At 63.0% G+C, this 25,985-nt stretch carries 23 protein-coding genes, 1 tRNA gene and 1 pseudogene; 10 read left to right on the forward strand and 15 right to left on the reverse strand.

Annotation, left to right across the window (positions count from 1 at the left end):
* Nucleotides 1-73: transfer RNA gene (locus AC0IYH_RS28605), tRNA-Glu, on the reverse strand.
* A gap of 358 nt (nucleotides 74-431) precedes the next feature.
* Between AC0IYH_RS28605 and AC0IYH_RS28610 the strand changes: the two genes are divergently transcribed.
* Entirely contained in the window at nucleotides 432-1,202 is a 771-nt protein-coding gene (locus AC0IYH_RS28610) for a tetratricopeptide repeat protein (protein WP_116630418.1), read from the forward strand.
* Between the two features lie 118 nt (nucleotides 1,203-1,320).
* Nucleotides 1,321-2,133 carry an alpha/beta fold hydrolase gene (locus AC0IYH_RS28615; protein ID WP_116630419.1) on the forward strand — a complete coding sequence of 271 codons (813 nt, stop codon included), beginning with the start codon at nucleotides 1,321-1,323 and terminating at the stop codon, nucleotides 2,131-2,133.
* A 33-nt stretch (nucleotides 2,134-2,166) separates the two neighbouring features.
* On the opposite strand, the gene AC0IYH_RS28620 is transcribed toward AC0IYH_RS28615, so the two are convergent.
* From AC0IYH_RS28620 to AC0IYH_RS28635, 4 genes and pseudogenes are all read right to left on the reverse strand, one after another.
* Complete coding sequence (locus AC0IYH_RS28620; protein WP_471837384.1) at nucleotides 2,167-3,048, reverse strand: methyl-accepting chemotaxis protein; 882 nt, start codon at nucleotides 3,046-3,048, stop codon at nucleotides 2,167-2,169.
* Nucleotides 3,025-4,134 (reverse strand): annotated as a pseudogene (locus AC0IYH_RS28625) (HAMP domain-containing protein); the annotation flags it as partial. The gene AC0IYH_RS28620 and the pseudogene AC0IYH_RS28625, both read right to left, overlap by 24 nt.
* A gap of 115 nt (nucleotides 4,135-4,249) precedes the next feature.
* Complete coding sequence (locus tag AC0IYH_RS28630) at nucleotides 4,250-5,662, reverse strand: aminotransferase-like domain-containing protein (protein ID WP_116630421.1); 1,413 nt, start codon at nucleotides 5,660-5,662, stop codon at nucleotides 4,250-4,252.
* Between the two features lie 203 nt (nucleotides 5,663-5,865).
* Nucleotides 5,866-6,627 (reverse strand): SDR family oxidoreductase, encoded by a 762-nt coding sequence (locus AC0IYH_RS28635; protein ID WP_471837365.1) that lies wholly within the window; start codon nucleotides 6,625-6,627, stop codon nucleotides 5,866-5,868.
* 229 nt (nucleotides 6,628-6,856) lie between these two features.
* Between AC0IYH_RS28635 and AC0IYH_RS28640 the strand changes: the two genes are divergently transcribed.
* Nucleotides 6,857-7,864, forward strand: a complete 1,008-nt coding sequence (locus AC0IYH_RS28640) for an NADP-dependent oxidoreductase (RefSeq protein ID WP_471837366.1) — start codon at nucleotides 6,857-6,859, stop codon at nucleotides 7,862-7,864.
* Nucleotides 7,865-8,010: 146 nt separating this feature from the next.
* Here the strand turns inward: AC0IYH_RS28640 and pyrF are convergent, their stop codons facing one another.
* The gene (pyrF, locus tag AC0IYH_RS28645; RefSeq protein WP_471837367.1) at nucleotides 8,011-8,709 is read right to left on the reverse strand and encodes an orotidine-5'-phosphate decarboxylase; all 699 of its coding nucleotides are present in this window, start codon (nucleotides 8,707-8,709) and stop codon (nucleotides 8,011-8,013) included.
* Nucleotides 8,710-8,968: 259 nt separating this feature from the next.
* Between pyrF and AC0IYH_RS28650 the strand changes: the two genes are divergently transcribed.
* Nucleotides 8,969-9,733, forward strand: a complete 765-nt coding sequence (locus tag AC0IYH_RS28650) for a response regulator (protein WP_122772861.1) — start codon at nucleotides 8,969-8,971, stop codon at nucleotides 9,731-9,733.
* On the forward strand, nucleotides 9,733-10,767 hold the full coding sequence (locus AC0IYH_RS28655) for an ATP-binding protein (RefSeq protein ID WP_116630423.1): 1,035 nt from the start codon (nucleotides 9,733-9,735) through the stop codon (nucleotides 10,765-10,767). The genes AC0IYH_RS28650 and AC0IYH_RS28655 overlap by 1 nt, the downstream gene beginning before the upstream one ends.
* 48 nt (nucleotides 10,768-10,815) lie before the next feature.
* Here the strand turns inward: AC0IYH_RS28655 and AC0IYH_RS28660 are convergent, their stop codons facing one another.
* The 9 genes from AC0IYH_RS28660 to AC0IYH_RS28700 form a co-directional block, all read right to left on the reverse strand.
* Nucleotides 10,816-11,877 carry an AI-2E family transporter gene (locus AC0IYH_RS28660; protein WP_122772843.1) on the reverse strand — a complete coding sequence of 354 codons (1,062 nt, stop codon included), beginning with the start codon at nucleotides 11,875-11,877 and terminating at the stop codon, nucleotides 10,816-10,818.
* 72 nt (nucleotides 11,878-11,949) lie between these two features.
* Nucleotides 11,950-12,768: a DUF4892 domain-containing protein gene (locus AC0IYH_RS28665; RefSeq protein ID WP_471837370.1), complete on the reverse strand. Its 819-nt coding sequence runs from the start codon at nucleotides 12,766-12,768 to the stop codon at nucleotides 11,950-11,952.
* A gap of 102 nt (nucleotides 12,769-12,870) precedes the next feature.
* Complete coding sequence (locus tag AC0IYH_RS28670; protein WP_116630426.1) at nucleotides 12,871-13,725, reverse strand: alpha/beta hydrolase; 855 nt, start codon at nucleotides 13,723-13,725, stop codon at nucleotides 12,871-12,873.
* Entirely contained in the window at nucleotides 13,722-14,525 is an 804-nt protein-coding gene (locus AC0IYH_RS28675; RefSeq protein WP_116630427.1) for an alpha/beta fold hydrolase, read from the reverse strand. The genes AC0IYH_RS28670 and AC0IYH_RS28675 overlap by 4 nt, the downstream gene beginning before the upstream one ends.
* Before the next feature lie 97 nt (nucleotides 14,526-14,622).
* The gene (locus tag AC0IYH_RS28680) at nucleotides 14,623-15,066 is read right to left on the reverse strand and encodes a hotdog fold thioesterase (protein WP_471837372.1); all 444 of its coding nucleotides are present in this window, start codon (nucleotides 15,064-15,066) and stop codon (nucleotides 14,623-14,625) included.
* Between the two features lie 31 nt (nucleotides 15,067-15,097).
* A complete protein-coding gene (locus tag AC0IYH_RS28685) occupies nucleotides 15,098-16,747 on the reverse strand; it encodes an AMP-binding protein (protein ID WP_471837373.1) in 1,650 nt (549 codons plus the stop codon).
* An 85-nt stretch (nucleotides 16,748-16,832) separates the two neighbouring features.
* Nucleotides 16,833-17,282 carry a phosphohistidine phosphatase SixA gene (gene sixA, locus AC0IYH_RS28690; protein WP_471837374.1) on the reverse strand — a complete coding sequence of 150 codons (450 nt, stop codon included), beginning with the start codon at nucleotides 17,280-17,282 and terminating at the stop codon, nucleotides 16,833-16,835.
* Entirely contained in the window at nucleotides 17,279-17,626 is a 348-nt protein-coding gene (locus tag AC0IYH_RS28695) for a DUF4389 domain-containing protein (RefSeq protein WP_116630431.1), read from the reverse strand. The genes sixA and AC0IYH_RS28695 overlap by 4 nt, the downstream gene beginning before the upstream one ends.
* 10 nt (nucleotides 17,627-17,636) lie before the next feature.
* Nucleotides 17,637-18,662 (reverse strand): NAD(P)H-dependent glycerol-3-phosphate dehydrogenase, encoded by a 1,026-nt coding sequence (locus AC0IYH_RS28700; RefSeq protein ID WP_471837375.1) that lies wholly within the window; start codon nucleotides 18,660-18,662, stop codon nucleotides 17,637-17,639.
* A gap of 195 nt (nucleotides 18,663-18,857) precedes the next feature.
* Here AC0IYH_RS28700 and AC0IYH_RS28705 point away from each other — a divergent pair, with 195 nt between their 5' ends.
* The 5 genes from AC0IYH_RS28705 to fabB all read left to right on the forward strand — a co-directional run bounded on the left by AC0IYH_RS28705 (nucleotide 18,858) and on the right by fabB (nucleotide 25,804).
* Nucleotides 18,858-20,978, forward strand: a complete 2,121-nt coding sequence (locus AC0IYH_RS28705; protein WP_471837377.1) for a TonB-dependent receptor plug domain-containing protein — start codon at nucleotides 18,858-18,860, stop codon at nucleotides 20,976-20,978.
* Between the two features lies 1 nt (nucleotide 20,979).
* Nucleotides 20,980-21,909 carry an ABC transporter substrate-binding protein gene (locus tag AC0IYH_RS28710; protein ID WP_471837378.1) on the forward strand — a complete coding sequence of 310 codons (930 nt, stop codon included), beginning with the start codon at nucleotides 20,980-20,982 and terminating at the stop codon, nucleotides 21,907-21,909.
* The gene (locus tag AC0IYH_RS28715; protein ID WP_471837380.1) at nucleotides 21,906-23,807 is read left to right on the forward strand and encodes an ATP-binding protein; all 1,902 of its coding nucleotides are present in this window, start codon (nucleotides 21,906-21,908) and stop codon (nucleotides 23,805-23,807) included. Before AC0IYH_RS28710 ends, AC0IYH_RS28715 begins: the two co-directional genes overlap by 4 nt.
* Nucleotides 23,808-24,056: 249 nt before the next feature.
* Nucleotides 24,057-24,572: a 3-hydroxyacyl-[acyl-carrier-protein] dehydratase FabA gene (gene fabA / locus AC0IYH_RS28720; protein ID WP_010211704.1), complete on the forward strand. Its 516-nt coding sequence runs from the start codon at nucleotides 24,057-24,059 to the stop codon at nucleotides 24,570-24,572.
* Between the two features lie 11 nt (nucleotides 24,573-24,583).
* A complete protein-coding gene (gene fabB, locus AC0IYH_RS28725) occupies nucleotides 24,584-25,804 on the forward strand; it encodes a beta-ketoacyl-ACP synthase I (protein WP_471837382.1) in 1,221 nt (406 codons plus the stop codon).
* Nucleotides 25,805-25,985: the final 181 nt, after the last annotated feature.

The following is a 25,985-nucleotide window of genomic DNA, read 5'->3' on the forward strand; positions in this document are numbered from 1 at the left end:
CGTCCCCTAGGGGACTCGAACCCCTGTTACCGCCGTGAAAGGGCGGTGTCCTAGGCCACTAGACGAAGGGGACACGCGTACAACATTCACTACTTGGCGCGTTTCGCTGTGTGCTTTACGCGTTAAGTGGCGCGCATTCTATGGATGGATTGAAAGGTCGTCAACCCCCAAGGATAAATATATTAAAATCAATGACTTCGATCTGGTTTCCGGGCTTGCAGGCAGATTGTGCGTGTCCGGGCTTTGGCGCCTATATTCTGGCGCGCCACAAGGCGCTATAGTTCGCTCCGGCAAATGATGGCAATGTGCATCTACGCAGGGATCGCCTACTTATATAGAAGAAACTACCTGAGCAACTGGTCGATCAGTCCTATCCGCCAGATGGCCCAGTCACTACACTCCACTGTAAACCCTATAAAGAGGTCACACCGGTGACACCACTCATGATCACCCTGCTGGTAATAGCCGGGATCGTAATACTGATCGCCATTGGCTACATGAACCACGTGGTGGAAAACAACAAGCTGGAAAAGAAGCGCACCGAGATCGAACTCAATGATCGTCTGCGCCGTTGCGGTGAAATCACCGAGACCTTCCCTGGCCAACTGATGACCCCGGCGCTCAAACTGTTGCTGACCCGCCTGGAACTCAACGTCAACCAGCGCCTGTTGAACCTCAACAAGACCAGCGCACCGATCAAGGCGCGCATCACCGAGCTGAACGCGCTGGTGGCCCAGGGCGAGTCGATCCCGGTGAGCAACCCGCCCGCCCCGATCCAGACCGAAGCCAAGGCCAAGGACGTGCGTTTCCTGCTCGAAGCCCTGCACGGCCAGGTCACCCGCGCCGCCCAGGACGGTTTCCTGCCGGCCAACGAGGCCAAGCACTGGATCAAGGAAATCCGTCATATCCTGGTGCTGCTGCACATCGAGTTCTTCAACAACCTCGGCCAGCATGCCTTGCAACAAGGCCAACCGGGCCAGGCGCGCCTGGCCTTCGAACGTGGCGTGCAGTACTTGCGCAAACAGCCGGAGCCGGTGCTCTACAGTGCCCAGTTGCAACTGCTGGAAGGTCAGTTGGCCCGCGCCAACTCCACCGTGCTGGCCAACAGCAAGCAGACTGAAACCGAGGCCAACGAACTGACCGAAGGCTTGAAAGCGGTCGACGCCGACGCCGAGTGGAAAAAGAAAGTCATCTACGACTGACCCACGCCCGCCCCCTCTGGCGAACCCTGTTCGCCAGATGCCATCACTTTGCACCTATCCCGCCGCCCCCGACTAGCGTAAAAAAGTGCCCCTCACTCCGTGAAGTCAGAGGCCTGCTATGCCTGTCGCCGTCATTGATGGACAACCGCTGCACTACGTCGACCAAGGCACCGGCCCTGTCGTCCTGCTGGGCTCCAGTTACCTGTGGGGCCACGACATGTGGGCGCCGCAGATCGAAGCCCTGTCGCAACAGTACCGCGTGATCGTCCCCGAGCTGTGGGGCCATGGCGAGTCGGGCGCCCTGCCCGCACGCACCGAATCGCTCGACGACCTCGCACGCCAGGCCCTGGCGCTGCTGGACCATCTGGATATCGCACAGATCAACCTGGTGGGCCTCTCGGTGGGCGGCATGTGGGGCGCGCGCCTGGCGTTGCTGGCACCCGAGCGGATCAACTGCCTGGTGCTGATGGACACTTACCTGGGCGCCGAGCCCGAGGCGACGCGTCAGTATTATTTCTCGCTGTTCAAGATGATCGAAGACGCCGGCGCCATCCCTGAGCCGTTGCTGGATGTGGTTGCACCGATTTTCTTTCGCCCGGGCATCGATCGTGAGTCCGCGCTTTACCTGGGCTTTCGCCAATCGCTGAAAGACTTTTCCCGCGAACGCCTGCTGAGCAGCATCGTGCCGCTGGGCCGCATTATTTTCAGTCGCGAGGACATACTGGCGCAGCTGCCGCGCCTGGACGCCGACACGACCCTGGTGATGTGCGGTGAGCAGGACAAACCACGCCCACCCGCCGAGTCCCATGAAATGGCCGACCTGATCGGCTGCAGCCTGATCCTGATCCCGGAGGCCGGCCATATCAGCGCCCGCGAAAACCCGGATTTCGTCAATGAAGCGCTGCTGACCTTCCTCGCCAACAACGCCTGACGCCTGCCCTGCCCTGTGATCGCCGCCCGGCGATTACAGGCGGAAGTGCCCCACCATGCCCTTGAGTTCCGCCCCCAACTGCGCGAGTTCGATACTCGACGCGGCATTGCCTTGCATGCTCAACGCCGACTGATCGGCGCTGGCGCGAATGCTGGTGACGCTGCGGTTGATCTCTTCGGCCACCGAGCTTTGCTCCTCGGCGGCGGCGGCAATCTGCTGGTTCATCTGCTGGATCAACGACACGGCAGCCGCGATGCTGCCCAGTGCGCTTTCGGTTTCCAGGGTATCGCTGACCGCCAGTTTAACCAGCTCGCCGCTTTGCTGGATCTGCTGCACCGAAGCCTGCGCCGCGCTGCGCAAGGTGCTGACCAGGCGTTCGATCTCCTCGGTGGATTGCTGCGTGCGTTTGGCCAATGCCCGCACCTCATCGGCCACCACGGCAAACCCACGGCCCTGCTCACCGGCACGCGCCGCCTCGATGGCGGCGTTGAGCGCCAGCAGGTTGGTCTGTTCGGCGACGCTTTTGATCACACTCAATACCGTGCCGATATTCTGGATTTCGGCGCTCAGGCTTTCGATGCTGGCACTGGCCGAGGTGCTTGAGGTGGCAAGCAACTCGATGCGCTGCAGGCTCTGGCGCACCACCTGCTGGCCGCTTTCAACCTTGTCGTCGGCGGTCTGTGCGGCTTGCGCGGCCTCTTCGGCATTGCGTGCCACGTCATGCACCGTCGCGGTCATCTGGTTCATGGCCGTGGCCACTTGCTCGGTTTCTTCCTTCTGGCTACTGACCTCGACATTGGTCTGCTCGGTGACGCTGGACAGCGAATGCGCCGAACTGGCCAATTGCTCGATACCGGCCTGCAACCCGCTGACCATCTGGCTCAAGCCATTGCCCATCTGTTGCATCGCCTGCATCAACTGGCCGATTTCATCGCGGCGGGTGACCTCCATGCGCCCGCTCAAATCGCCGGCGGCAATCTGCTGGGCCACGGCGATCACACTGCGCAGCGGTGCGACGATCAAGCGGGTAATCACCCACGCTGCAATCAGCCCTACCAGCAAGGCCAGGGCCGACGAGCCGACAATCAGCAGCGCGCTTTTCTTCAGTTGCGCCTGCATCGACTGGTCTTCGGCTGCATAGGCCTGGTTGACCCGACTGACCACCTGGTCGGCACGCTCATGCAACTGCTTGTAGACCACCTTCTCCTGGGCCAGCAGGCCGGTGTATTCGCCGAGCTTCTCGCTGAACGCGGCGATATGCCCGGAGACTTCATTGAGCACGGTCTGGTAGCCGGAGTCCTTGACCGTGGTTTTCAGTGTTTCGACCTGCGCCAGGGCCTGGTCAGCCTGTTCGATCTTGCCTTGCTCGGCGTCGTCGGCATCCACCTTGCGGCTCTGGTCCAGGCGCACATGGGCTTCGTTCATGGCTTGCAGCATGAGGCGCGACACCTGGCTGACCTGCCCCGCCTGCTCGATAAACTCGGCGCCCTCCTTGCCCTGGCTTTCCTTGAGGCCATAGGCGCCATCGTCGGCCAGGCCGGCCTGCAACACGTCAAGGTTATTGGCCACGCTGGACACCGACCAACTGGCCATTTCCAGGGCCAGGTCCTTGGTCTGGGTCAATTCGACGAACTCGTCGAAGGCCTTGCGATACGCGGCCAGGGCCTGCTCGACATCGGTCATCACCGGCACGTTGGCGGCCGACTGCGCCTTTAGGCTCGCTGCCTGGGCGGCCAGAGCATCGACGCTTTCATGCAGGGCATCCACTGCCTTGGGGTCGGCGTGCAGTGCGTAGTCCTGTTCGATCAGGCGCACCTTGAGCAAACCGCTGTTGAGCGACGACATGGCCTTGAGGCCTTCGAAACGTTGCCCCACCGTTTGCAGGGACCACACGCCAATAGCCGCTACCAACGCGGTCAGCAGCAGCACCAGGGTGAAGCCCAGGCCCAGTTTTTTCACCATACCCAGGTTGGCGAAACGTCGTTGCACGCCCGAAATCATTGCACTTGAATCCTCTTGCAATGGCAGATGCCATCAAGCCCGGTTGACCAGAGGCGAGATTGGCAACCACAAGGCACTGAACACAAGACGTTGGCGCCACAATAATGGCAAAAAGCTACACGCCCGTCGTTTTCAGAATGGTCGAGGTCGATCTGGCAGGCCCCATGGCGCGGAACAGCGCCAAGGCCCGTTGGTCCGCCGCATAGGCCACGTTGATGCGCAGCCACTCACTGGGTTCGCCGCTTGGCGAGAACAACGCCCCCGGCGACAGCAGCACCCCAAGCCGCCGCGCACAGGCCTGCAAACGTGAGCGATTGCCCACCCCGGGCCGGGCCCACAGGAACATGCCGCCGGCCGGCACGGCGAACACCTCCCACTCTTCGTCCTCCAGCACTTGCAGGGTGTCGGCCATTTGCGCACTCAGCCGCTTGCGCAGGCGCTGCACCCACTTGCGATAGGTGCCATTGGCCAGCAACATCGCCACCACCGCTTCGGCAAACCGCGAAGTGCCAAAACCGGTCAAGGTCTTGAGGCTGGCCAGCTGTTCGATGAGCGCCGTACTGGCACTGAGGTAACCAACCCTCAAGGCACTGCTCAGGCTTTTGGAAAAGCTCGCGACATAAATCACCCGGCCATCATGGGGCAACGCCGCAAGCCGCGTGCAGCTGGCGTGCTGCAGGTCGCCGTAGACATCCTCCTCGATGATCAGGAAGTCCTTGCTCTCTGCCAGCTCCAGCAAGCGCTCGGCCACCGCTCGACACAGGCTGGTGCCCGTGGGGTTGTGGTACAGGCTGTGGATGAACAGGCACCTGGGTCGATGGCGCTGCAACAGCGCTTCGAGCGCCGGGATGTCCGGGCCATTGCGGGTGCGCGGCACTTCCAGCAACTGCACGCCGTGGAACGCCAATTGCCGATAGAGATTGCCGTAGCCCGGGGTTTCCACCACCACAGTGTCGCCGGCCCGCAGCAACGTGCGTATAAGCAGGTCCTGGGCATGGCTGGCGCCTGCGGTGGTCAGGATGCGGTCAAGGCTGCTGGCGATATTGCCGTGGGTGAGGCGTTTGAGCAGTTGCTCACGCAACGCCGGCAACCCCAATGGCGTGCTGTAGTTGAACAGGCCGGCGGTATCGGTACGGCTGACTTCACGAATCGCATAACTGATGTCATCGCTTTCGCGCCAGGCATCCGGCAACCAGCCGCACCCCAGCTTCAGCTCCCCCAATGGGTTATCGGTAAACGCCCCCCACTCCCGCTCGGCGCCCTCGTACCAGTAGCCTTCCTGCAAAACCGGCGGCTGGGCCACCACAAAACCCGAGCCTTGCCTGGTGGCCAGCAAGCCCTGCGCAACCATTCGCTCGAATGCCTCGACCACGCTGGACTGGCTGAGCAGGTTATCAAGGGCAAATTGCCGGATGGACGGCAAACGCGTACCAGGGCTTACCCCATTCTTGCGAATCCACTCCGCCACGGCGCTGACGATTTGCTGCACCACCGGTACAAGGGCTTGTCGATCGATCCCTAAATCCATGAGCCACTCACTTCAACTGTCTGTTATTCAACCCGTTGAGTTAAGCACAGAAGTTCGTGTTGACCGGTTTCGAAAACTTATTAAATTATTGATTTTATTAGGTTATTTACCTAGTGATACACATTCGGACGCGGCACTTCGCCAGTTGTGGAAATGCCCCACAACCCACCAATCCCTTTTCGAATGACGTGCAACACAACGTCCTAGATCGCTGTTGCGCCACCATCCACCGCCAAGGCCTGGCCGGTGGTGAACGCCGCACCATCACTGCACAGGTAGAGCACCGCACTGGCGATTTCCTCGACCTTGCCAATGCGCCCCACCGGGTGCATGGCGGCGGCGAATTCGGCTTTGCGTGGGTCGGCCTCATAGGCACGCCGAAACATGTCGGTGTCGATCACCGCCGGGCACACGGCGTTAACGCGGATTTTCTTCTTCGCATACTCGATGGCGGCCGACTTGGTCAGGCCGATCACGGCATGCTTGGAGGCCGCGTAAATACTCATCTTCGGCGCCGCGCCCAACCCCGCCACCGACGCGGTATTGACGATGGCCCCACCGCCCTGGGCCAGCAGCAGCGGCAGTTGGTATTTCATGCACAGCCACACGCCTTTGACGTTAACGCCCATGATTGCGTCGAACTCATCCAGGCTGCCGTCCGCCAGCTTGCCCTTCTCGATCTCGATCCCGGCGTTGTTGAAGGCGTAGTCCAGGCGCCCATAGGCCGCGATGGTCTGCGCCATCAGTTGCTGCACGTCCACCTCCAGGGTGACGTTGCAGCGCACAAACAGCGCTTCGCCGCCGGCCTGCTGGATCAGTGCGACGGTGCCCTCACCGCCCGCCACATCCAGGTCGGCAACCACCACCTTCAAGCCTTCGGCAGCGAACGCCAGCGCAGTGGCGCGGCCAATACCGGCGGCGGCGCCAGTGACCAGGGCGACCTGGCCGGAAAACGTCATGCTCATGGGGGGATGTCCTATGGGGGAAATAACCGTGGCTCGAGTCTAGCCAAGGCCAGCACAGGCGCGTCAGCACTATCAAAAGGCCGGTTAGGGCTGCATCGATCGCAGTGATAAGCCCCACCGGCCAACTATCAGCAGCACCTATCGGCGAGCATTCGCGCGCCCCGTGAGCCTTGCTCCCAAGTCATTCTGGGTCTATCACTGGAGGTTCATTTCTAAAAGAGTCGCTGCCATGACCGCCCAGACCAATCGCCAATTCCTGCTCGCCAAGCGCCCGGTCGGCGCGGCCACCCGGGACACCTTTACCTACCAGGAAGTGCCGGTGGGCACGCCCCAGGACGGGCAAGTGCTGGTGCGCAACGAGTACCTGTCCCTCGACCCGGCCATGCGTGGCTGGATGAATGAGGGCAAGTCCTACATCCCGCCGGTGGGTATCGGCGAGGTCATGCGTGCACTGGGTGTGGGCAAGGTGATTGCCTCGAACAATCCGAAATTTGCCGTGGGCGATTACGTGAATGGCGCGCTGGGCGTGCAGGATTATTTCCTCGGTGAGCCGCGCGGCTTCTATAAGGTCGACCCCACACTCGCGCCGCTGCCGCGCTACCTGTCGGCGCTGGGCATGACCGGCATGACCGCCTATTTTGCACTGCTGGACACCGGCGCTCCCAAGGCCGGCGAAACCGTGGTGATCTCCGGCGCAGCGGGCGCAGTGGGCAGCATTGCCGGGCAGATCGCCAAGATCAAAGGCTGCCGGGTGGTGGGCATCGCCGGCGGCGCCGATAAATGCAAGTTCCTGGTGGATGAGCTGGGCTTCGATGCGGCCATCGACTACAAGAGCGAAGACGTGCCCGCCGCCCTCAAGCGCGAGTGCCCCAAGGGCGTGGACGTGTATTTCGATAACGTCGGCGGCGACATTCTCGACGCCGTCCTCAGCCGCCTGGCGCTGAAAGCCCGCGTAGTGATTTGCGGCGCCATCAGCCAGTACAACAACAAGGAAGCGGTCAAAGGCCCGGCCAACTATCTGTCATTGCTGGTCAATCGCGCGCGCATGGAAGGTTTTGTGGTGATGGACCACGCCGCCAACTTTGCCGTCGCCGGCCAGGAGATGGGCGGCTGGATGGCGCAGGGCAAGCTCAAGAGCAAGGAAGATATCGTAGAGGGGCTGGAGACGTTCCCGGAAACGCTGATGAAGCTGTTCAACGGCGAGAACTTTGGGAAGTTGGTGTTGAAGGTCAGCTGACACACCCCGGATCTAACTGTGGGTGATGTCAGTGTGGGAGGGGGCTTGCTCCCGATGGCGGTGTGCCAGTCGACATCTTTATTGACTGAAACACTGCTATCGGGAGCAAGCCCCCTCCCACATTTTTACTGCATTCGGCTCGGGGATCAGGCGATCTCGGCAACCACCGCAGCCAGTGCTTTCGCCGGATCCGCCGCCTGGCTGATCGGGCGACCGATCACCAGGTAGTCGGAACCCGCGTCCAGTGCCTGGCGTGGGGTGAGGATGCGGCGCTGGTCATCCTGGGCGCTGCCTGCCGGGCGGATCCCCGGGGTCACCAGTTGCAGCGACGGGTGGGCGGCCTTCAGGGCCTGGGCTTCCAGGGCCGAGCACACCAGGCCGTCGAGGCCGGCTTTCTGCGCCAGGGCCGCAAGGCGCAATACCTGCTCCTGGGGCTCGATGTCCAGGCCGATGCCGGCCAGGTCTTCGCGCTCCATGCTGGTCAGCACGGTCACACCAATCAGCAAAGGTTTGGGGCCGCTGCGCTGTTCCAGCACTTCACGGCAGGCACTCATCATGCGCAGGCCGCCGGAGCAGTGCACGTTGACCATCCACACGCCCATTTCGGCGGCGGCTTTCACCGCCATCGCGGTGGTATTGGGGATGTCGTGGAATTTCAGGTCGAGGAACACTTCGAAGCCTTTGTCACGCAGGGTACCGACGATTTCCGCGGCGCAGCTGGTGAACAATTCCTTGCCGACCTTGACCCGGCAAAGCTTCGGGTCCAACTGTTCAGCCAGCTTCAGTGCGGCGTCACGAGTGGGGTAATCCAGGGCGACGATGATAGGAGTCTGGCAGACGGACATTGGAATGGGCTCTCAGGCAAGTCGAAATCGGCGCGGATTGTAGCGCAACAGGCGCCGTTGCGGGATCCGATGATCGGTAAATACTGACCAAGCGCCATTTGGCGCGGCTTTCGGGCAATTATTTCAAAACTGATACATTCACGACATGCCCCCAACACGCCCCACCGCTAGCCTCGCCCGCACGACCCACCGACCAGCACTTCCAGCCATGGGGCTGGGCGCCTATGCTGACCGCAACAACCAGGCAGATGATCGCACTATGCATACCCCTTCCGTCCCTGTGAATGACGAGCAAAAAGCCGCGGTGATCGCCGAAGACAAGCGCTGGAACACTCGCGCGCTGATTGTCGACGACGATGTGCCGATCCGCGAGCTGCTGATCGACTACCTGGCCCGCTTCAATATCCTCGCCACCGGCGTCACCGACGGCGCCGCGATGCGCGTGGCCATGCAAGCCGAAACCTTTGACGTGGTGGTGCTCGACCTGATGCTGCCGGGCGAGGACGGCCTGTCGCTGTGCCGCTGGCTGCGCGCCGAGTCGGACATCCCGATCCTGATGCTCACCGCCCGCTGCGAGCCCACCGACCGCATCATCGGCCTGGAGCTGGGCGCCGACGACTATATGTCCAAGCCGTTCGAACCGCGCGAGCTGGTGGCGCGCATCCAGACCATCCTGCGCCGCGTGCGCGATGACCGCACCGAGCAGCGCGCCAATATCCGCTTCGACAACTGGCGCCTCAACAGCGTCTTGCGCCAACTGGTGGCCGATGACGGCCTGGTGGTGCCGCTGTCCAACGCCGAGTTTCGCCTGTTGTGGGTGTTTATCGAACGCCCGCGCCGGGTGCTGAGCCGCGAGCAATTGCTGGACGCCGCCCGTGGCCGCTCGATTGAAGCCTTCGATCGCAGCATCGACTTGCTGGTGTCGCGCCTGCGCCAGAAACTTGGGGATGACCCCAAGGCACCGCAGTTGATCAAGACCGTGCGCGGCGAAGGCTACCTGTTCGACGCGCGGGATATCGGCTGATGCGGGCCCCCTTCAACACGCTGTTCGGTCGGCTGTTTGGCGTGTTGCTGGTGGCGATTGTGCTGGCCCACGCACTGGCGTTCTTCTGGTTTCACCACTACGGCCCGCCGCCACCGCCGCCTGAGGAGACCTTCATCGAGCAACCGGATGGCACGATGAAACACCTGCCCAAGCATCAGCGTTCGTGGTTTGGCGGCCCGGTGGTGCCCCTGACGTTCCAGTTCATTTCGCTGATCATCGCCGCCTGGTATGGCGCCAAGCTGCTGAGCCGGCCGATCCAGCGCTTGAGTGACGCGGCCGAGCGCCTGAGCCTGGACCTCGACAGCCCGCCACTGGATGAGTCGGGGCCGCGCGAGGCCAGGCAGGCGGCGTCGACCTTCAACCTGATGCAACGGCGCATCCGCGAACAGGTCAGCCAGCGCGCGCGCATGCTCGGCGCGGTTTCCCATGACCTGCGCACCCCGCTGTCACGCCTCAAGCTGCGCCTGGAGCAGATCGAAGACATCAAGCTGCAAGGCCAGATGCGCCAGGACCTGAACGACATGATCGGTATGCTCGACGCCACCCTGAGCTACCTGCACGAACAGCGCACCAGCGAAACCCGGCATTGGCTGGATGTGCAGGCGCTGGTGGAATCCATGAGCGAAAACGCCCAGGACCAGGGCTCCGATGTACAAGTCGCCGGCACCTGTGCGCCCTTGCAGGTGCAGCCGATGGCCTTGCGCTCGTGCCTCAACAACTTGATCGACAACGCCTTGCGCTATGCCGGCACGGCGCGTATCGAACTGACCGACCGCCGCGATGCCCTGGTTATCCGCGTGATCGACCACGGCCCGGGGATTGCTGCCGACAAACGTGAGGCGGTGTTCGAGCCATTCTTTCGCCTGGAAGGCTCACGCAACCGCAACTCCGGCGGCGTCGGTTTGGGCATGACGATTTCCAAGGAAGCGGCAGAGCGTCTGGGCGGCCGCCTGACGCTGGAAGAAACCCCGGGCGGTGGCTTGACCGCGGTGATGTGGCTGCCCCGCGCTTGAAATGTGGGAGGGGGCTTGCTCCCTCCCACATTAGTTTCCACATAGCAGTTACAGCGGTTTGTCTTCGCGGCGACCCTGGGCCTGGGTCGCGCTCCAATCCATCAGCAGGCTGTACGCCACCGCCAGCAAGGTCGGGCCGATAAACAGGCCGATAAAGCCAAAGGCGATCAACCCGCCAAACACCCCCAGCAGCACGATCACCAGCGGCAGGTTGCCGCCACGGCTGATCAGGTATGGCTTGAGCACGTTGTCCACGCCGCTGATGATGAATGTGCCCCACACCCCGAGGAATACCGCGTAGGTATAGTCGCCCTTCCAGGCCAGCCAGGCCGTGGCCGGGATCCACACCAGCGGCGGGCCCATGGGGATCAGGCTGAGCAGGAAGGTGACGATGCCCAGCACCAGCGCGCCCGGCACGCCGGCGATCAAAAAGCCGATCAGTGCCAGCACGGCCTGGGCGGCGGCGGTGCCGATCACGCCATTGACCACGCGCTGCACGGTGCCGGCCACCAGTTCGATGTAGTAACCGGCGCGATCACCGATCAAGCGTTCCAGCAGGCGGTGCACGAACATCGCCAGACGCGGGCCATCGCGATAGAAAAAGAACACGAACACCAGGCTCAGGGTCAGTTCGAGGATGCCGCCGCCGATCTGCGCACTGCGCGCCAGCAACCAGTTGCCGACCTGCCCCAGGTACGGCTTGATGCTGACCATCAGCGCCGCGCCCTGCTGATCGATGCTGTCCCACATCGCCACCAGCCGCTCGCCGACCAAGGGGATCGAGCCAAGCCAGGTGGGCGCCTCGGGCAAGCCGTCGACCTGGATATCCTTGATCAAGGCGGTTGCATCGCGCACATGGTCGGCGAGGTTAAAGCCCAGCCACACCAGTGGCAGCGCCACCAGCAACATCCAGCACAACGTGAGGATGCCGGCTGCCAGTGATTCGCGGCCACCCAGCCAGCGGGTGAGCAGAACCATCAGCGGCCAACTGGCAAACGCCAGCACCGCGCCCCAGAACAGCGCCGACCAGAAAGGCGCCATCACCCAGAAGCTGGCACCGAACAGCACCAGCAGCAGGATTTGCACCAGCAGGCGATCGTTATTGAGCATGGGGTATCTCGAAAAGAAGGCTGTAGGAAGAGAGCTTAGGCGAACGGCGCGGGTCCGTTCGCCTGGTAACGGTCAGCGTATCAGATGCAGGTGCAGGCCTTTGGTTTCACCGCTGCCGGTTTCCATGCGCGCGGCGCGCACACCCTTGTCGATCAAGGCCAGGCGCCAGGCCTCGGCCGTCGGGCCGGTCAGGCTGACGCGCAACGTGGCGTCGAGGTTCAACCCACGGGAAATCAGGGTCAGCCAGGTGTCGTCCGGTTCGGCGCCGAGTGTAGGAAAGTCCAGCTCGCCGGTGCTTTTAAGCTCGCGCAACAGGGTTGCCGAGGTGGGCAGCAGGTTGCCCAGCGGTGCGTTGGCGTCCAGTTGCTCTACATGCAGATAGGCGCGGCGGTTGCCGCGGGTGATGCCGTACAGCGCCACCAGGGAATTGTCCTGCGGGGCGGCCAGGCGCAGTAACAGGTATTCCTGCTGACCGTCGGCGCCCACCAGCTTGGCGTTGCCGAACACTTCATTGGCCCACAGGCTGCTTTCGCCGCAATCGCGGGCCTGGCACCAGAACAGCAGTTGCGCGCCCTGGGCCTGCAAGGCTTCGCGGGTCGCGGTGAACGCGGCGTTGGAGGTGTGTTCGGCGGGCAGTTCATAGGTAATCGCCGTGGTTTGCCCACGGGCGGTGGCCTGGCCTTCGTAACGCAATTGGCCGCTGATCTTGCGGATCGCGCCCATGGGGTAGATGCGTTCCTTTTCTTCGGCGGGGCGGTAATCGACGATTTGCGCGTCGACCTGACGGGCGACGGTGGGCAGGTCCTGGCTACCCGGCAGGTCGGCGGCGAACACCAATGGGCTGAGAAGGCTCAGCCCGAGAACACGGATACAGCCTTTACGCACGCTCATAAGATCAACGCGCCCTGGCCATCGGAGGTCGCAGCGGTGTTGAGTTTGTTCATGGTTGACTCCCTTTCAATCCGCCCAGCCTCGGCAGTTGACCGCTCCAAGTCAAGGCGCGGAGAAGAACCGATTGAAACAGTCTGCAACAAGGACCGCGCCGGACTCATCATTCAGGTGTAAATGATGGCCGCCTGGCAGCGTGGTGACGGTGAATGGTAGCTGGGAAAGCAATTCGGGATGTTTCGCCAGCATGCCGTCAGCCGCGACCACCAACTGCGTAGGGCAACCTACACGCCGCACGAAGGCCATCGCCTGTTCGTCGGTCAGGCGCATCGGCGACGCCAGGGTCAGGCGGCTGTCGGTACGCCAGGTGTAACCGCCCGGCACCGGCATCAAACCGCGCTGGGCCAGCAGTTCGGCAGCTTCGCGGCTGACCGCCACCACGCCTTTCATCCGCGCTTCAACCGCCAGATCCAGGGTGTTGTACACCGGCTTGCGCTTGCCCTGCAGGTTCAATTGCGCCTGCAATGCCATGCCCAAGCGTTCGGCCGCGTTCTCGCCGCTGGCGGTGGGCGGGATCACGCCGTCGATCAAACCCAGGTGCGTGACCCGCTCGGGCAAGGCGCCCGCCAGCACCAGGGAGACGATGGCGCCGAGGGAATGGCCAAGTAATGCAAAACGTTTCCAGCCCAGTTGTTCGGCCACTTGCAGCACATCGTGGACGTAATCCCACAAGGCATACCCGGCGCCGGCGGGGCGATGCGCCGAATGCCCATGCCCGGCCATGTCCAGGGCGACGATGCGCAAGCCCTCAAGCTTGGGCGCCAGCCGCGCAAAGCTGTTGGCGTTGTCGAGCCAGCCATGCAGGGCGATCACCGGCAGGCCGTCTTCGGGGCCAAACAGGTGGGCCGCCAACTCGATATGCGGCAGGCTCAGGCGCACTTCTTCGACGGGTGCACTCATGCGCAATTGCGCTCGCGGGCTTCCCAGCGGGAGAACAGGTTCTTGATCAAGGTCGCGGTGTCCTGCGGGCGCTCAAGGGGGAACATATGGCCGCCGGGCATGGTGAGCATTTCGCCCATGGGCAGGCGGTCGACACCGCTGGCATGGTGACGCATCACCACCCGGCTCTGCCGCCCGCGCACCACCGCCAGCGGTACTTGCAATTGGCGCACCTGGCCGGGGCTGGTGTGGGGCACGCCACGGTAGATGCTGATTTCGGTGGCCGGGTCGAAACGCAGGCGCAGGCGATCGCCTACCTGCTGCAGGCCATGTTGCAGGTAAGCGTCGAAGCATTCCGGGTCAAAGCCGCGAAACAGGGTCTTGCCGGCAAAGTAGCTGCGGGCGGCGGCCAGGTCAGTGAACTCTTCACGCCGGCCCAAGGTGCGACCCGCCGGCGTCAGGCGATCGATGAAACCGAAGCGCTTGGCCGCGCGGATCACCCAGCGGTCGGCGCGGGTCAGCACCGGCGAGTCGAGCATCACCACCCCGCGATACAGCTGCGGGCAACGCATGGCCGCGTGCAAATGCAGCACGCCACCCAACGAATGGCCAACGCCCCACACCGGCTCCGGTTGCAGCTCCAGATGATGGATCAGTTCGTCGACCAGGTTCTGCCAGTTATCGTCCACCGGAAAGCGTGGGTCGTGACCGTGCTGCGGCAAGTGCGCCACGGCATATTCCGGCGCCAGGGCAGCAAACAGCTTGCCGTAGGTGGCCGAAGGAAAACCATTGGCGTGGGCAAAAAACACGTGCTGCGACATACCGGACCCATCTACAAAAACAGAAAGGGATTGTCACCACCCCAACGCCGCACAGCAATGACTGTAACTGCCAGGAATGATGACACTCACGCCACGCCTATCGCGCCGGCGGGTTTTCACCCAGGGGCACCACGGCCATGGTCAGGCGCGAGACGCAGCTGGCCTTGCCGTCATCGCTGGTCAGACGGATGTCCCAGACCTGGGTCGTGCGGCCGATATGGATCGCCCTGGCCACCGCCGTCACCCGCCCGCTGCGCACACCGCGCAGGTGGTTGGCGTTGACTTCCAGGCCCACGCAATAGAACTTGCTCGGGTCGACGCACAGGTAGGCGGCCATGGAGCCGACGCTCTCGGCCAGCACCACCGACGCGCCGCCGTGCAGCAGGCCGAAGGGCTGATGGGTGCGGTGGTCGACAACCATACTGGCGGTCAGGGAGTCGTCATCGCAGCTTTCGAAGCGGATATCCAGCAGCTCACCAATGGTGTTCTTCTGGGCCGCGTTGAGTTGTTCGATATTCGGTTGGGTGCGCCACAGGCTCATGCGTAGTGTCCTTATTGGTTTTATTACGACCCTAATCCTGCCACACAATCATCTCGTCGCGCGCGCTCCACCCATGGAAATGTGGGCCGTAGGTCGACTCGATCACCGCGCGCTTGATCTTCAAGGTCGGGGTCAGGAAGCCGTTTTCCACGGCCCAGCTGTCTTTGACCAGCACCAACCGCTGCAAGCGCTCGTGTTTATCAAGCGTTGAATTGACCTGCTCCAGCCAGCGCTCAAGGCTGTTGCGCAGCGCCTGGCGGTCCTGGTTGCCGGCCGACAACACGCACAGGCCCAGCGGTGCGGTCAGGCCATCGCCCACCACACACACCTGCTCGATGCGCGCATGTTCGGCCAGGCGGTTTTCGATCGGCGCCGGGGCCACGTACTTGCCCTTGCTGGTCTTGAAGATTTCCTTGAGCCTCCCGGTCAGGCGCAGGCGGCCGTCAGCGTCCTGCTCGCCTTTGTCGCCGGTGCGCAGGTAGCCGTCGGCAGTCAGGGTTTCAGCGGTTTTATCCGGCGCCTTGAAATAACCGAGCATGGTCGCGCCGCTGCGTACCTGCACTTCGCCCGAGGGGTCGATACGCACCTCCACGCCCGGACACGGCAAGCCGATCCAGCCAATGGTCTGCTGACCGGGACGGCACACGTGGGAATAGCCGCAGCTCTCGGTCATGCCGTACACCTCCAGCACATCCAGGCCCAGGCGCTGATACCAACGCAGCAGCGCCTCCGGCACCGGCGCCGCGCCCGACAGCGCTATGCGCAACGCATCCAGGCCGAGGCCGGCGAGCACCTTGTGGCCCACGCGCTTGCCGATAAAGGGCAGGCGCAGCAGGGTGTCCAGGCGCTTTTCCGGGATTTTGGCGTAGACGCCCATCTGGAATTTGCTCCAGATACGCGGCACGCCAAACAGTGCAGTCGGGCGCGCCCTGCGCAGGTCGGTCAGAAAAGTGTCGAGGCTCTCGGCGAAAAATACCGTTTGCCCGGTGTAAATCGCCGCCATCTCGACAAACATGCGCTCCGCCACGTGGCACAACGGCAGGTAAGACAGCAGCCGGTCGCCCTCCCCCAACCCGAACAGCTCGGTGCCGCGCGTGGCGGCAAAACCCAGGGCGCCGAAGCTGTGCATCACGCCCTTGGGCAGCCCGGTGGTGCCGGAGGTGTAGATGATGGTGGCCAGGTCCGAGGCCAGCGGCGCGGGGTCATCCTCGATTGGCGGGCTAGCTTGCAGGTCGGCCCAGCGGTAATCGAAGGCGCCGGCCGGGCACAGCGGCAGGCTGAGGGTGGGCACACCCGCCGGCACGCCGGGGGCCATGGCGGGCCAGTCGTCGAGTTTGCCGACAAACACCAGCGCCGCCTCGGAGTGGATCAGCACATGGGCGACGGAATCGGCGGTTAGGTTCGGGTACAGCGGCACCGAGACATGCCCGGCCATCCAGATCGCCAGGTCGGCGATGATCCAGTGCGCGCAGTTTTTCGAGATCAGCGCAATGTGCGAACCCGGCGGCAGCCCCCTGCCGCGCAGCCACTGTGCGGCGCGCCGGGCCTGTTGGCCGACATCGCCCCAGGTGAGCGTCTGCACCTCGCCCGCGCCAACCGGCTGCACCAGAAAGGTTTTGCGCGGGTGCCGCGCTTCACGTTCGTAGAAGACCTGCAACGGCAAACGAAAAGCGACGGGCATGAGACGCGCTCCTATGTGGTCCGATGATAGCCAACCAAGCACTTGCTTGGTTGACTATATAGCACACACAAAGCCGCGTTGTAGCCTACGGGTTCTTGACGCTCACCAGGCTCATCAGCCCGGCCAGCGGGAAGTCGCCCTCCAGTTCCGCCAGGCTGGCGGTGTACATCGGCTCTGGCTGGCGCTGATGGCCATGCTGCAAAAAGCTGATCAAGCTCCCCACCAACGGCTGATGGCTGACCAGCAGCACGTTTTCGTCGGTGTCGAGTTTTTCCAGCACCTGCAGCGGGTTGCCGTCCGGCGTCAGCCAGGGCACCGTGCGAATTTCCGGTTCAAAGCCCAACGCCTCGCGTACCAGTTGCGCAGTCTGTTGCGCGCGCACATAGGGGCTGGCGAGGATGGCGCCGATGGGCTGGCCGATCAGGTGCGCGGCGCTGCGCAACACTTCGCCACGGCCGTGCTCGGTCAGGTTGCGTTCGGCGTCGGTACGCGCATGCCCTTCGGCCTCGCCGTGGCGCAGGATCCACAGTTTCACAGTTTCGGCTCTTCATCACGCGCCGGGTGCGGCGCCGGCGGCACGCTGTGGGGCGCTTCGCCCTCGGGTGCGCGTGGGGTCGGCCAATCGGCGAACGGCCAGGGTTTCTGCTCGGTATGGAAACTGCCGAAGCGGCCGATCTGCGCGAGGAACTGGCTGAGGCTGTCGCCGAAGTTCATCAGGCCCAGGTTCGGTGCGCCGTAGACAAGGCGGTAAATCAGCTGCACCACCACCAGGGCGCCGAGCAGGAACTGCGCCACCTGCCACACCAGGGCAAATATCAGCATCCACAGGATGCGCAGGAGAATGGACTCGTACTTGGGGGCTGCTTTGGGCTCGTTCATCGCGCGTTCCTCAGTTGAAACCACTGGTGGAAATAAAGTCGACATCGGTTTTCGGCTCGGCCCGCATCAGCAGCTCGATCACCTGGTTCAAAGTGCGCCCTTCGAACAGGATCGCGTGCAACCCGGCGACCAGCGGCATGTACACGCCGACCTCCTGAGCCTTGGCCTTGAGCACCTTGAGGGTGTTGACCCCTTCGGCCACCTCCCCAAGGCGCGTCACCGCGTCCTCCAGGCTCAGGCCCTGGCCGAGGGCGAAGCCCACCTGGTAGTTGCGGCTTTTCGGCGACGAGCAGGTGACGATCAAGTCGCCCACGCCCGCCAGGCCGAGGAAGGTCATCGGGTTGGCGCCCTGGTTCACCGCAAAGCGGGTCATCTCGGCCAAGGCGCGGGTGATCAGCATGCTCTTGGTGTTTTCGCCCATGCCCAGCGCCACGGCCATGCCGGCGATGATCGCGTAGACGTTTTTCAGCGCACCGCCCAGCTCGACGCCGAAACGGTCGCTGCTGGCATACACACGGAAGGTACGACCATGCAGCACCGCCTGCACGCGCTCGCACAAGGCTTCATCTTCACTGGCGACCACAGTGGCGGTCAGCGCGTGTTCGGCGACTTCGCGCGCCAGGTTCGGCCCGGACAGCACGCCAATGCGCGCCTGGGGGGCGATCTCTTCGAGGATTTCGCTCATCAGCTTGAAGGTCTGCGCCTCGATGCCCTTGGTCAGGCTGACCAGCATTTTGCCGGCCAGGCCATCAGCGTGGGGCGCCAGCACCGAGCGCAAGGCGCTGGATGGCAGCGCGACGAAGCACAGGTCGCAGTCGGTCAGGGTGGTCAGCAAGTCGGTCACCGGCTCGACCGCCGGGTGAATCTTGATGCCTTTGAGGTAACGCGGGTTTTCCCGGTGCACCCGGATGGCCTCGGCCTGCTCGGGGTCACGCATCCACTGGCGTACCGGGTGGCCGTTCTCGGCCAGCAGGTTAGCCACGGCGGTACCAAAACTTCCGCCTCCCAGGACCGCAATAGGGCGCTGTTCAGTCATATGCAATCCGTTAATCCATACCAGTGGCGATGGCGGCATTATACGGAGCGACCCGCTTGCGGCCAGCCCCCGTATCAATTCGTGCGTTTGTCGGAAAATGCCACACTTGTGTGAAGTAATTGCTGGGGCGACGACTGGCAAACGCCAGCGCCTCGGTTAACATGGGCGGCTATCCGCAATTATCAAGGCCGTGCCGTGTATCTGGGCCCTCCTCCCCGCTCATCCCTGTTAGTGATGTTGTTGTGCAGCGGCACTGTGCTGGCTGACGATTTGTTCCTCGACAGCCAGCCGCTGCCGCAAGTGTTGACCGCCACGCGCCTCAAGCAATCGGCCGCCGCCGTGCCCGGCAGCATGACCGTGATCGACAGCGAACTGATCAAGGCCAGCGGTGCGCGGGACATCAGCGAACTGCTGCGCCTGGTGCCGGGGATGATGGTCGGCTACACCACCGGCAATCAGGCGGCGGTGAACTACCACGGTACCAGTGCCAGCGATGCGCGGCGCATGCAGGTATTGATCGACGGCCGCTCGGTGTACCGCGCGGGCCTGGCCACCGTGGACTGGAGCGACATTCCGGTGGCCATGGAGGATATCGAGCGCATCGAGGTCTTCCGCGGCCCCAACACCGTCAGCTACGGCGCCAATGCGCTGATGGCGGTGGTGAATATTCTTACGCGCTCACCGGCCAACAGCCACGGTTCACGGGTCAAGGTGGTGCGCGGCGAACGCGGCATCAGCGACTACTACGCCAGCCAGGGCGTGGGTTGGGAAACCGGCGACTTGCGCCTGTCCCTCTCCGGGCAGCAGGACGACGGCTTCGACAGCGACGCCGCCGGTGCCGACCGCCGCGATAGCCGTCGCCTCAGCCGTTTCAGCCTGGCGGTGAGCCAGACGCTGAACACGCAGCAGAGCATCGACCTGCAACTGGACGCCAAGGAAGGTACCAACCAGCGCCCGTATACCTACAGTCCTGTATTTGCCGGGATTACCGAGGGCGGCGACAACTCCGATGTCTCGGCCAAGGATTACGCCGGCTCGCTGCGCTGGAACATCGAGTTCAACCCCGAGCACAGCCTGTATGTCCAGGGCTCGGCCCAGCAGTGGGACCGCCGGCAAATCTGGAAGGCCTGCGACGCCAAGGTGTCCTTCAGCCCCGAGCTGACCCAGTTGTGGCAGATGAACCCCAACTACGCCGAGCTGCTCGCCCGGCATATGGACACCTACAGCCAGGGCACCGCGCCCCCCGGTAGCGCCGCCGAACAAGCCCTGGCCAACACCGTGCTGAATCAATGGCGCAATGGCGCCAACCAGAGCGTGTGCGGCGACATTGACCAGAGCACCCGCGAAAGCCGCTACGACCTGGAGATTCAAGACACCCTCAGCCTGTCCGACAGCCTGCGCCTGGTCAGCGGCATGAATTATCGCTACGACCGCGCCGACTCCGACACCTACTTCAACGGCACCCTGGACGACACCACCTGGCGCCTGTTCGGCCAGTTGGAATGGCGCGCCAGCGAGCATTGGCTGCTGCAAGGCGGCGCCATGTATGAAGACACCCACCTGAGCGGCAACTCGCTGACCCCACGGGTGGCGGTCAACTACCTGATCAACCCGCGCCACGGCCTGCGCGCGGTGTATTCCGAGGCGATCCGTTCGCCGGACATGTTCGAGAACAACGTCAACTGGAGCTACCGCGTCACCAACCTCAGCTCCCCGGCCTTTGGCCAGAGTTCCGGGCAATACTTCGTGAAGACGCGCGGTCCGGGCAACCTCGACAAGGAACTGATGCGCTCGCGGGAGCTGGGCTACAACGGTTTCTTCGCCGATATCGGCCTGAACATGGACGTGAAACTGTTCTACGACGAAATCACCCACATGATCAGCTCGCCCCTGCGCAACAACCAGTACGTCGCCAGCAATGCCAACAGCGCGCGATTTACCGGGGCTGAAACCCAGTTCGACTGGCGCGTGAGCAATGCCGATCGCCTGCGGCTTACCTACGCTTATGTCGACGCCACTTCCAGCAACCCACTGGACAAAGCGCAAACCGCGCGTAACAGTGGCTCCGCCGGCTGGTTGCGCGAGTGGGGCCAAGGGTGGTCCAGCGCGCTGTTTTACTATGGCGACGACGCACTCAACAGATATCGCTTCGAACGGGTCGACCTGCGGGTGGCCAAGCGCATTGCCCTGGGCAAAGCCAACGTGGAGCTGGCCGGCATGTTGCAACAACGTCTCGACAACCAGCCCACCACCTGGGCTGACAACAATTACGACCACCGCCACGTCCTCTACTTCAGCGCGGAGTTAGAGTTCTGACATGGCCAACTCGTCACGGATGACTTTCTTCTTTATCAACACGCTCTGGCGGCGCGCTGTGCTGCTCGCCTGCCTGCTGCTGGGCACGCCAGCCTGGAGCGCCGAGATCCTCCTCACCGCCGCCGAAGACGGCGCCGGGGTACAAGCCTTTACCCAGGCCCTGGCCCAGCAACGTCCTGACGACCGCGTGACGTTCACCCCCCTCAAAGATCTGCCGGTGCCAAGCCGCTTGCCGGCCACCACGCGCCTGATCCTGCTCGACCTGCCTGGCCTCGACTGGCGCCTGCAGGATACCCAGGGCCCGCCGACCCTGGTGCTGCGCATCAGCCGGCTGCAGGCCCATGAACGCCCGGGCAGTGCCCAGCACCCGCGGGTCAGCCTGCTCTGGAGCGACCCACCGTTGGAGCGCCAGTTACGCCTGATCGCCAGCATCCTGCCGCAAGCGCGGCGCATTGGTGTGCTGTACGGCGCCGAGAGTGAATTCCTGCTGCCCGAGCTGCGCCAACAGGCGGCGGCACTGGAGCTGGAGATTGTGCCGCAGCGCTGGGACAACATTAACGACAGTCGCCCGCTGCAGACGCTGTTCAGAAACAGTGACGTGTTGCTCGGCCTCGATGACCCGCAGCTGTACAACCCGAAAACCGCGAAGAACCTGCTGCTGAGCAGCTACGCCCAGCAATTGCCGCTGGTGGGCCCGAATGCCGGCTTCGTGCGGGCCGGCAGCCTGGCCAGCACCTACAGCGACCAGGCCGACTGGCTCGCCGTACTCGACCGCCTGCTCGACCACCCTCCGGCTGGCTGGCCGCACACGCTGTACCCGGACCACTTCAAAGTCGTGGGCAACCCGCAGGTTGCGCGTTCACTGGGGATCGAACAGGTCGACGAAGCCAGCGTCGCCGCCCGATTGGCCGAAGGAGAAAAACGCCCATGACCTTGCGTCGACGTTGGGACATCAACACCCGCACCCAGCTCATTACCCTGGGCCCGGCGCTGTTGCTGACGTTGCTGTTGATCAGCTTCTTCACCTTCGTGCGTATCCAGGATTTGCGCCAGGAGCTGGACCACACCGGCCAACTGATCGCCAACCAACTGGCGCCTGCCACCGAGTACGGGGTTATCTCGGGCAACAACGACGTGCTCGACAGCCTGCTGCGCGCCACGCTGGCCACGCCCCATGTGCGCTTCCTGGAGATTCAGGACAGCAGCGAGAATATTCTGGTGTACGTCGAGCAGCCGTCGGAGAAACACGACCGGTCGCTGTCGGTGAAAGTCTTCCAGGCACCGATCCGCCTGCAGCATATCCAGCTGGGCAATGACTTTTTCCAGGACAACCTCAACGAACCCAAGGCACCCCGCGCGGATTACCTGGGCCGGGTGATTGTCGGCATGTCCAACGACGCGTTCAGCCAGCGCCAGCAGGAAATCCTGTTCAAGGCCGGCATCCTGGCGTTGTTTGCCCTGCTGTTTACCTTCCTGCTCGCACGGCGCCTGGCCGCCAGCCTGTCGCAACCGATCAGCGCCATGGGCAACGCGGTAAAAGCCATCCAGCAAGGCGACTACAAGACGCCGCTGCCGATCGTGGATGACTCGGAGCTGGGCGACCTGTCGCGGCATATCAACAACCTCGCCGAGGGCCTCAACCAGGCCAGCCGCGAGCAGCAGCAGGCCATGGCTCAGCTGATCCAGACCCGCGAGGAAGCCGAACGGGCCAACAGTGCCAAGTCGGACTTTTTGGCGATGATGAGCCACGAGCTGCGCACGCCCATGAACGGCGTACTGGGCATGCTGCAACTGCTGGAAACCACCGAGATGACCGAGGAGCAGACCGAATACGCGGCGCTGGCCTCCGAGTCCACCGAGCATCTGCTCAAGGTCATCAACGACATCCTCGACTTCTCGCGTATCGAGCGCGCGGCGCTGGAACTGGAACATATCCCGTTCAACCTGGCCGACCTGATCAGCAGTTGCGCCCAGGCCTTCCAGCACAGCGCCCAGCAGCGCGGGTTGGCGCTCACGCTGCCGATTCCGCCGGGCCTGAGCGCATTGCGGGTACAGGGCGACCCGACGCGTATCCGCCAGATCCTGGTGAACCTGATCGGCAACGCGTTGAAGTTCACCGAACATGGCAGCGTCAGCATCGAACCGCACTGGCAGACCCTCGACCATGAGCTGGTGTGGTTCACCTGCACCGTGCGCGACAGCGGCATCGGGATTTCCGCCGAACGCCTGGAACTGATGTTCGATGCGTTCCAGCAGGCCGACAGTTCCATTTCAAGACGTTACGGCGGCACCGGCCTTGGCCTGCCCATCGCCCGCACCCTGGCCGAACGCATGGGCGGCACCCTGCGCGCCCAGAGCGAAGAAGGCCGTGGCTCGGTGTTCACCCTGGAAATCCCGCTGGCCATCGACCAGCACAGCGTGCCGGCGATTGCCACGGATGCCGAAGGCAAAACCAACGCAGGTGACGGCCGCCATGTGCTGCTGGTGGAAGACAACCCGGTCAACCGCACCGTGGTCGAAGCCATGCTGCGCAGCCTGGGCTTTGAAGTGAGCCTGGCCAACGACGGCGCCGAAGCGATCCGCAGCGCCGAGAGCCTGATTTTCACCGCGATCCTGATGGATTGCCGGCTGCCGCTGATCGACGGTTACGAAGCCACCCGCCAGATTCGCCAATTGCCGGGCTGCGCCGACCTGCCGATCATCGCCCTCACCGCCAACGCCTTGCAGGGCGACCGCGAAGCCTGTCTGGCGGCCGGCATGAACGATTACCTGGCCAAGCCGTTCAAACGTACGGATTTGCAGCAAATACTGCAGCGCTGGGTGCAGTAGCGCCGCGCCATCAGCCAACTCCGACTGGCGTGAAAGGCGAAAGTGCGGCAGTCTTAGGCACCCGAACGGACCGATAAACAGGCCCGGTTTAAAATTTCAGTGAACAAGTGTACATTCAGTACCTTAAAGCTGTGACTTTCACTACAACGCAATAGTCTACGTGTAGGCTGCCGACATGAGGCATGAACGCTTCATTCGGTTCGGGAAGATTTGCCCTACCCTGCCGCATGGGATTATTGAGGAGCTCGCATGACCAAACAAAACGCCTTTACTCGGGAAGACCTGCTGCGCTGCAGTCGCGGTGAGCTGTTCGGCCCAGGTAACGCGCAACTGCCCGCCCCGAACATGCTGATGGTGGATCGCATCACCCATATCAGCGAAGAGGGTGGCAAGTACGGCAAAGGTGAATTGGTCGCCGAGCTGGATATCACCCCCGACCTGTGGTTCTTCGCCTGCCATTTCGAAGGCGACCCTGTCATGCCGGGCTGCCTGGGCCTTGACGCCATGTGGCAACTGGTCGGCTTCTTCCTCGGCTGGCAAGGCCTGCCGGGCCGCGGCCGCGCCCTGGGTTCGGGCGAAGTGAAGTTCTTTGGCCAGGTCCTGCCGACCGCCAAGAAAGTCACCTATAACATTCAGATCAAGCGCGTCCTCAAGGGCAAGCTGAACCTCGCCATCGCCGATGGTTCGGTGAGCGTCGACGGTCGCGAGATCTATACTGCCGAAGGCCTTCGGGTCGGCGTATTCACTTCCACTGACAACTTTTAAGGGTTATCCGCATGCGCCGCGTCGTTATCACTGGTCTGGGCATCGTTTCTTGCCTGGGCAATGACAAAGAGACCGTCACCGCTAACCTGCGTGCAAGTCGCCCTGGCATCCGCTTCAACCCGGAATATGCCGAAATGGGTCTGCGTAGCCAGGTTTCCGGCTCCATCGACCTGCCCCTCGAAGAGCTGATCGATCGCAAGATCTATCGCTTCGTCGGCCACGCTGCCGCCTACGCCTACCTGGCCATGAAAGACGCGATCGCCGACTCCGGCCTGAGCGAAGACCAGGTATCGAACGTACGCACCGGCCTGATCGCCGGTTCGGGCGGCGCATCCACCCTGAACCAGATGGAAGCGCTGGACATCCTGCGCGAAAAAGGCGTGAAGCGCGTTGGCCCGTACCGTGTAACCCGGACCATGGGCAGCACCGTTTCGGCCTGCCTGGCCACGCCGTTCCAGATCAAGGGCGTGAACTACTCGATCTCCTCCGCCTGCGCTACCAGTGCTCACTGCATCGGTACTGCCGTTGAGCAGATCCAGCTGGGCAAACAGGACATCGTGTTCGCCGGCGGCGGTGAAGAAGAGCATTGGAGCCAATCGTTCCTGTTCGACGCCATGGGCGCACTGTCCACCCAGTACAACGAAACCCCGGAAAAGGCCTCCCGCGCCTACGACGCCAAGCGTGACGGTTTCGTCATCGCCGGCGGTGGCGGCATGGTCGTGGTCGAGGAGCTGGAACACGCTCTGGCCCGTGGTGCCAAGATCTACGCGGAAATCGTCGGCTACGGCGCCACTTCCGACGGCTACGACATGGTTGCCCCAAGCGGTGAAGGCGCCATCCGTTGCATGCAGATGGCCATGTCCACTGTGGATACCCCAATCGACTACCTGAACACCCACGGCACCTCGACTCCGGTCGGCGACGTCAAGGAAATGGAAGGCGTGCGTGCGGTATTCGGCGACAAGGCGCCGGCCATCAGCTCCACCAAGAGCCTGTCCGGTCACTCCCTGGGCGCCGCCGGCGTTCACGAAGCGATCTACTGCCTGTTGATGATGGAAGGCAACTTCATGGCCGGTTCGGCCAACATCGACGAGATTGATCCGGTTGTGGCTGATATGCCGATCCTGACCAAGACCGTTGAGAATGCGAAGATCGACACCGTGATGAGCAACAGCTTCGGCTTCGGTGGCACTAACGCCACCCTGGTGCTGAAACGCTGGCAGGGCAAGTAAGGCCTGTCGCTTGATCGCATGACAAAGCCCCGACTGGTTCGGGGCTTTTTTTGGGGTTGGGTTTGAGGGGGTACATATCCGTTGTTTGGGTAATGGCTGCTTAGGGTTCCGCCCTTACGGCGGGTCACTTTGGAAAAGAGCCCCAAAGTAACCAAAGGGCTCTTGCCCCTACACTCGGCAC

This window comes from Pseudomonas sp. AC463, from assembly GCF_979253585.1.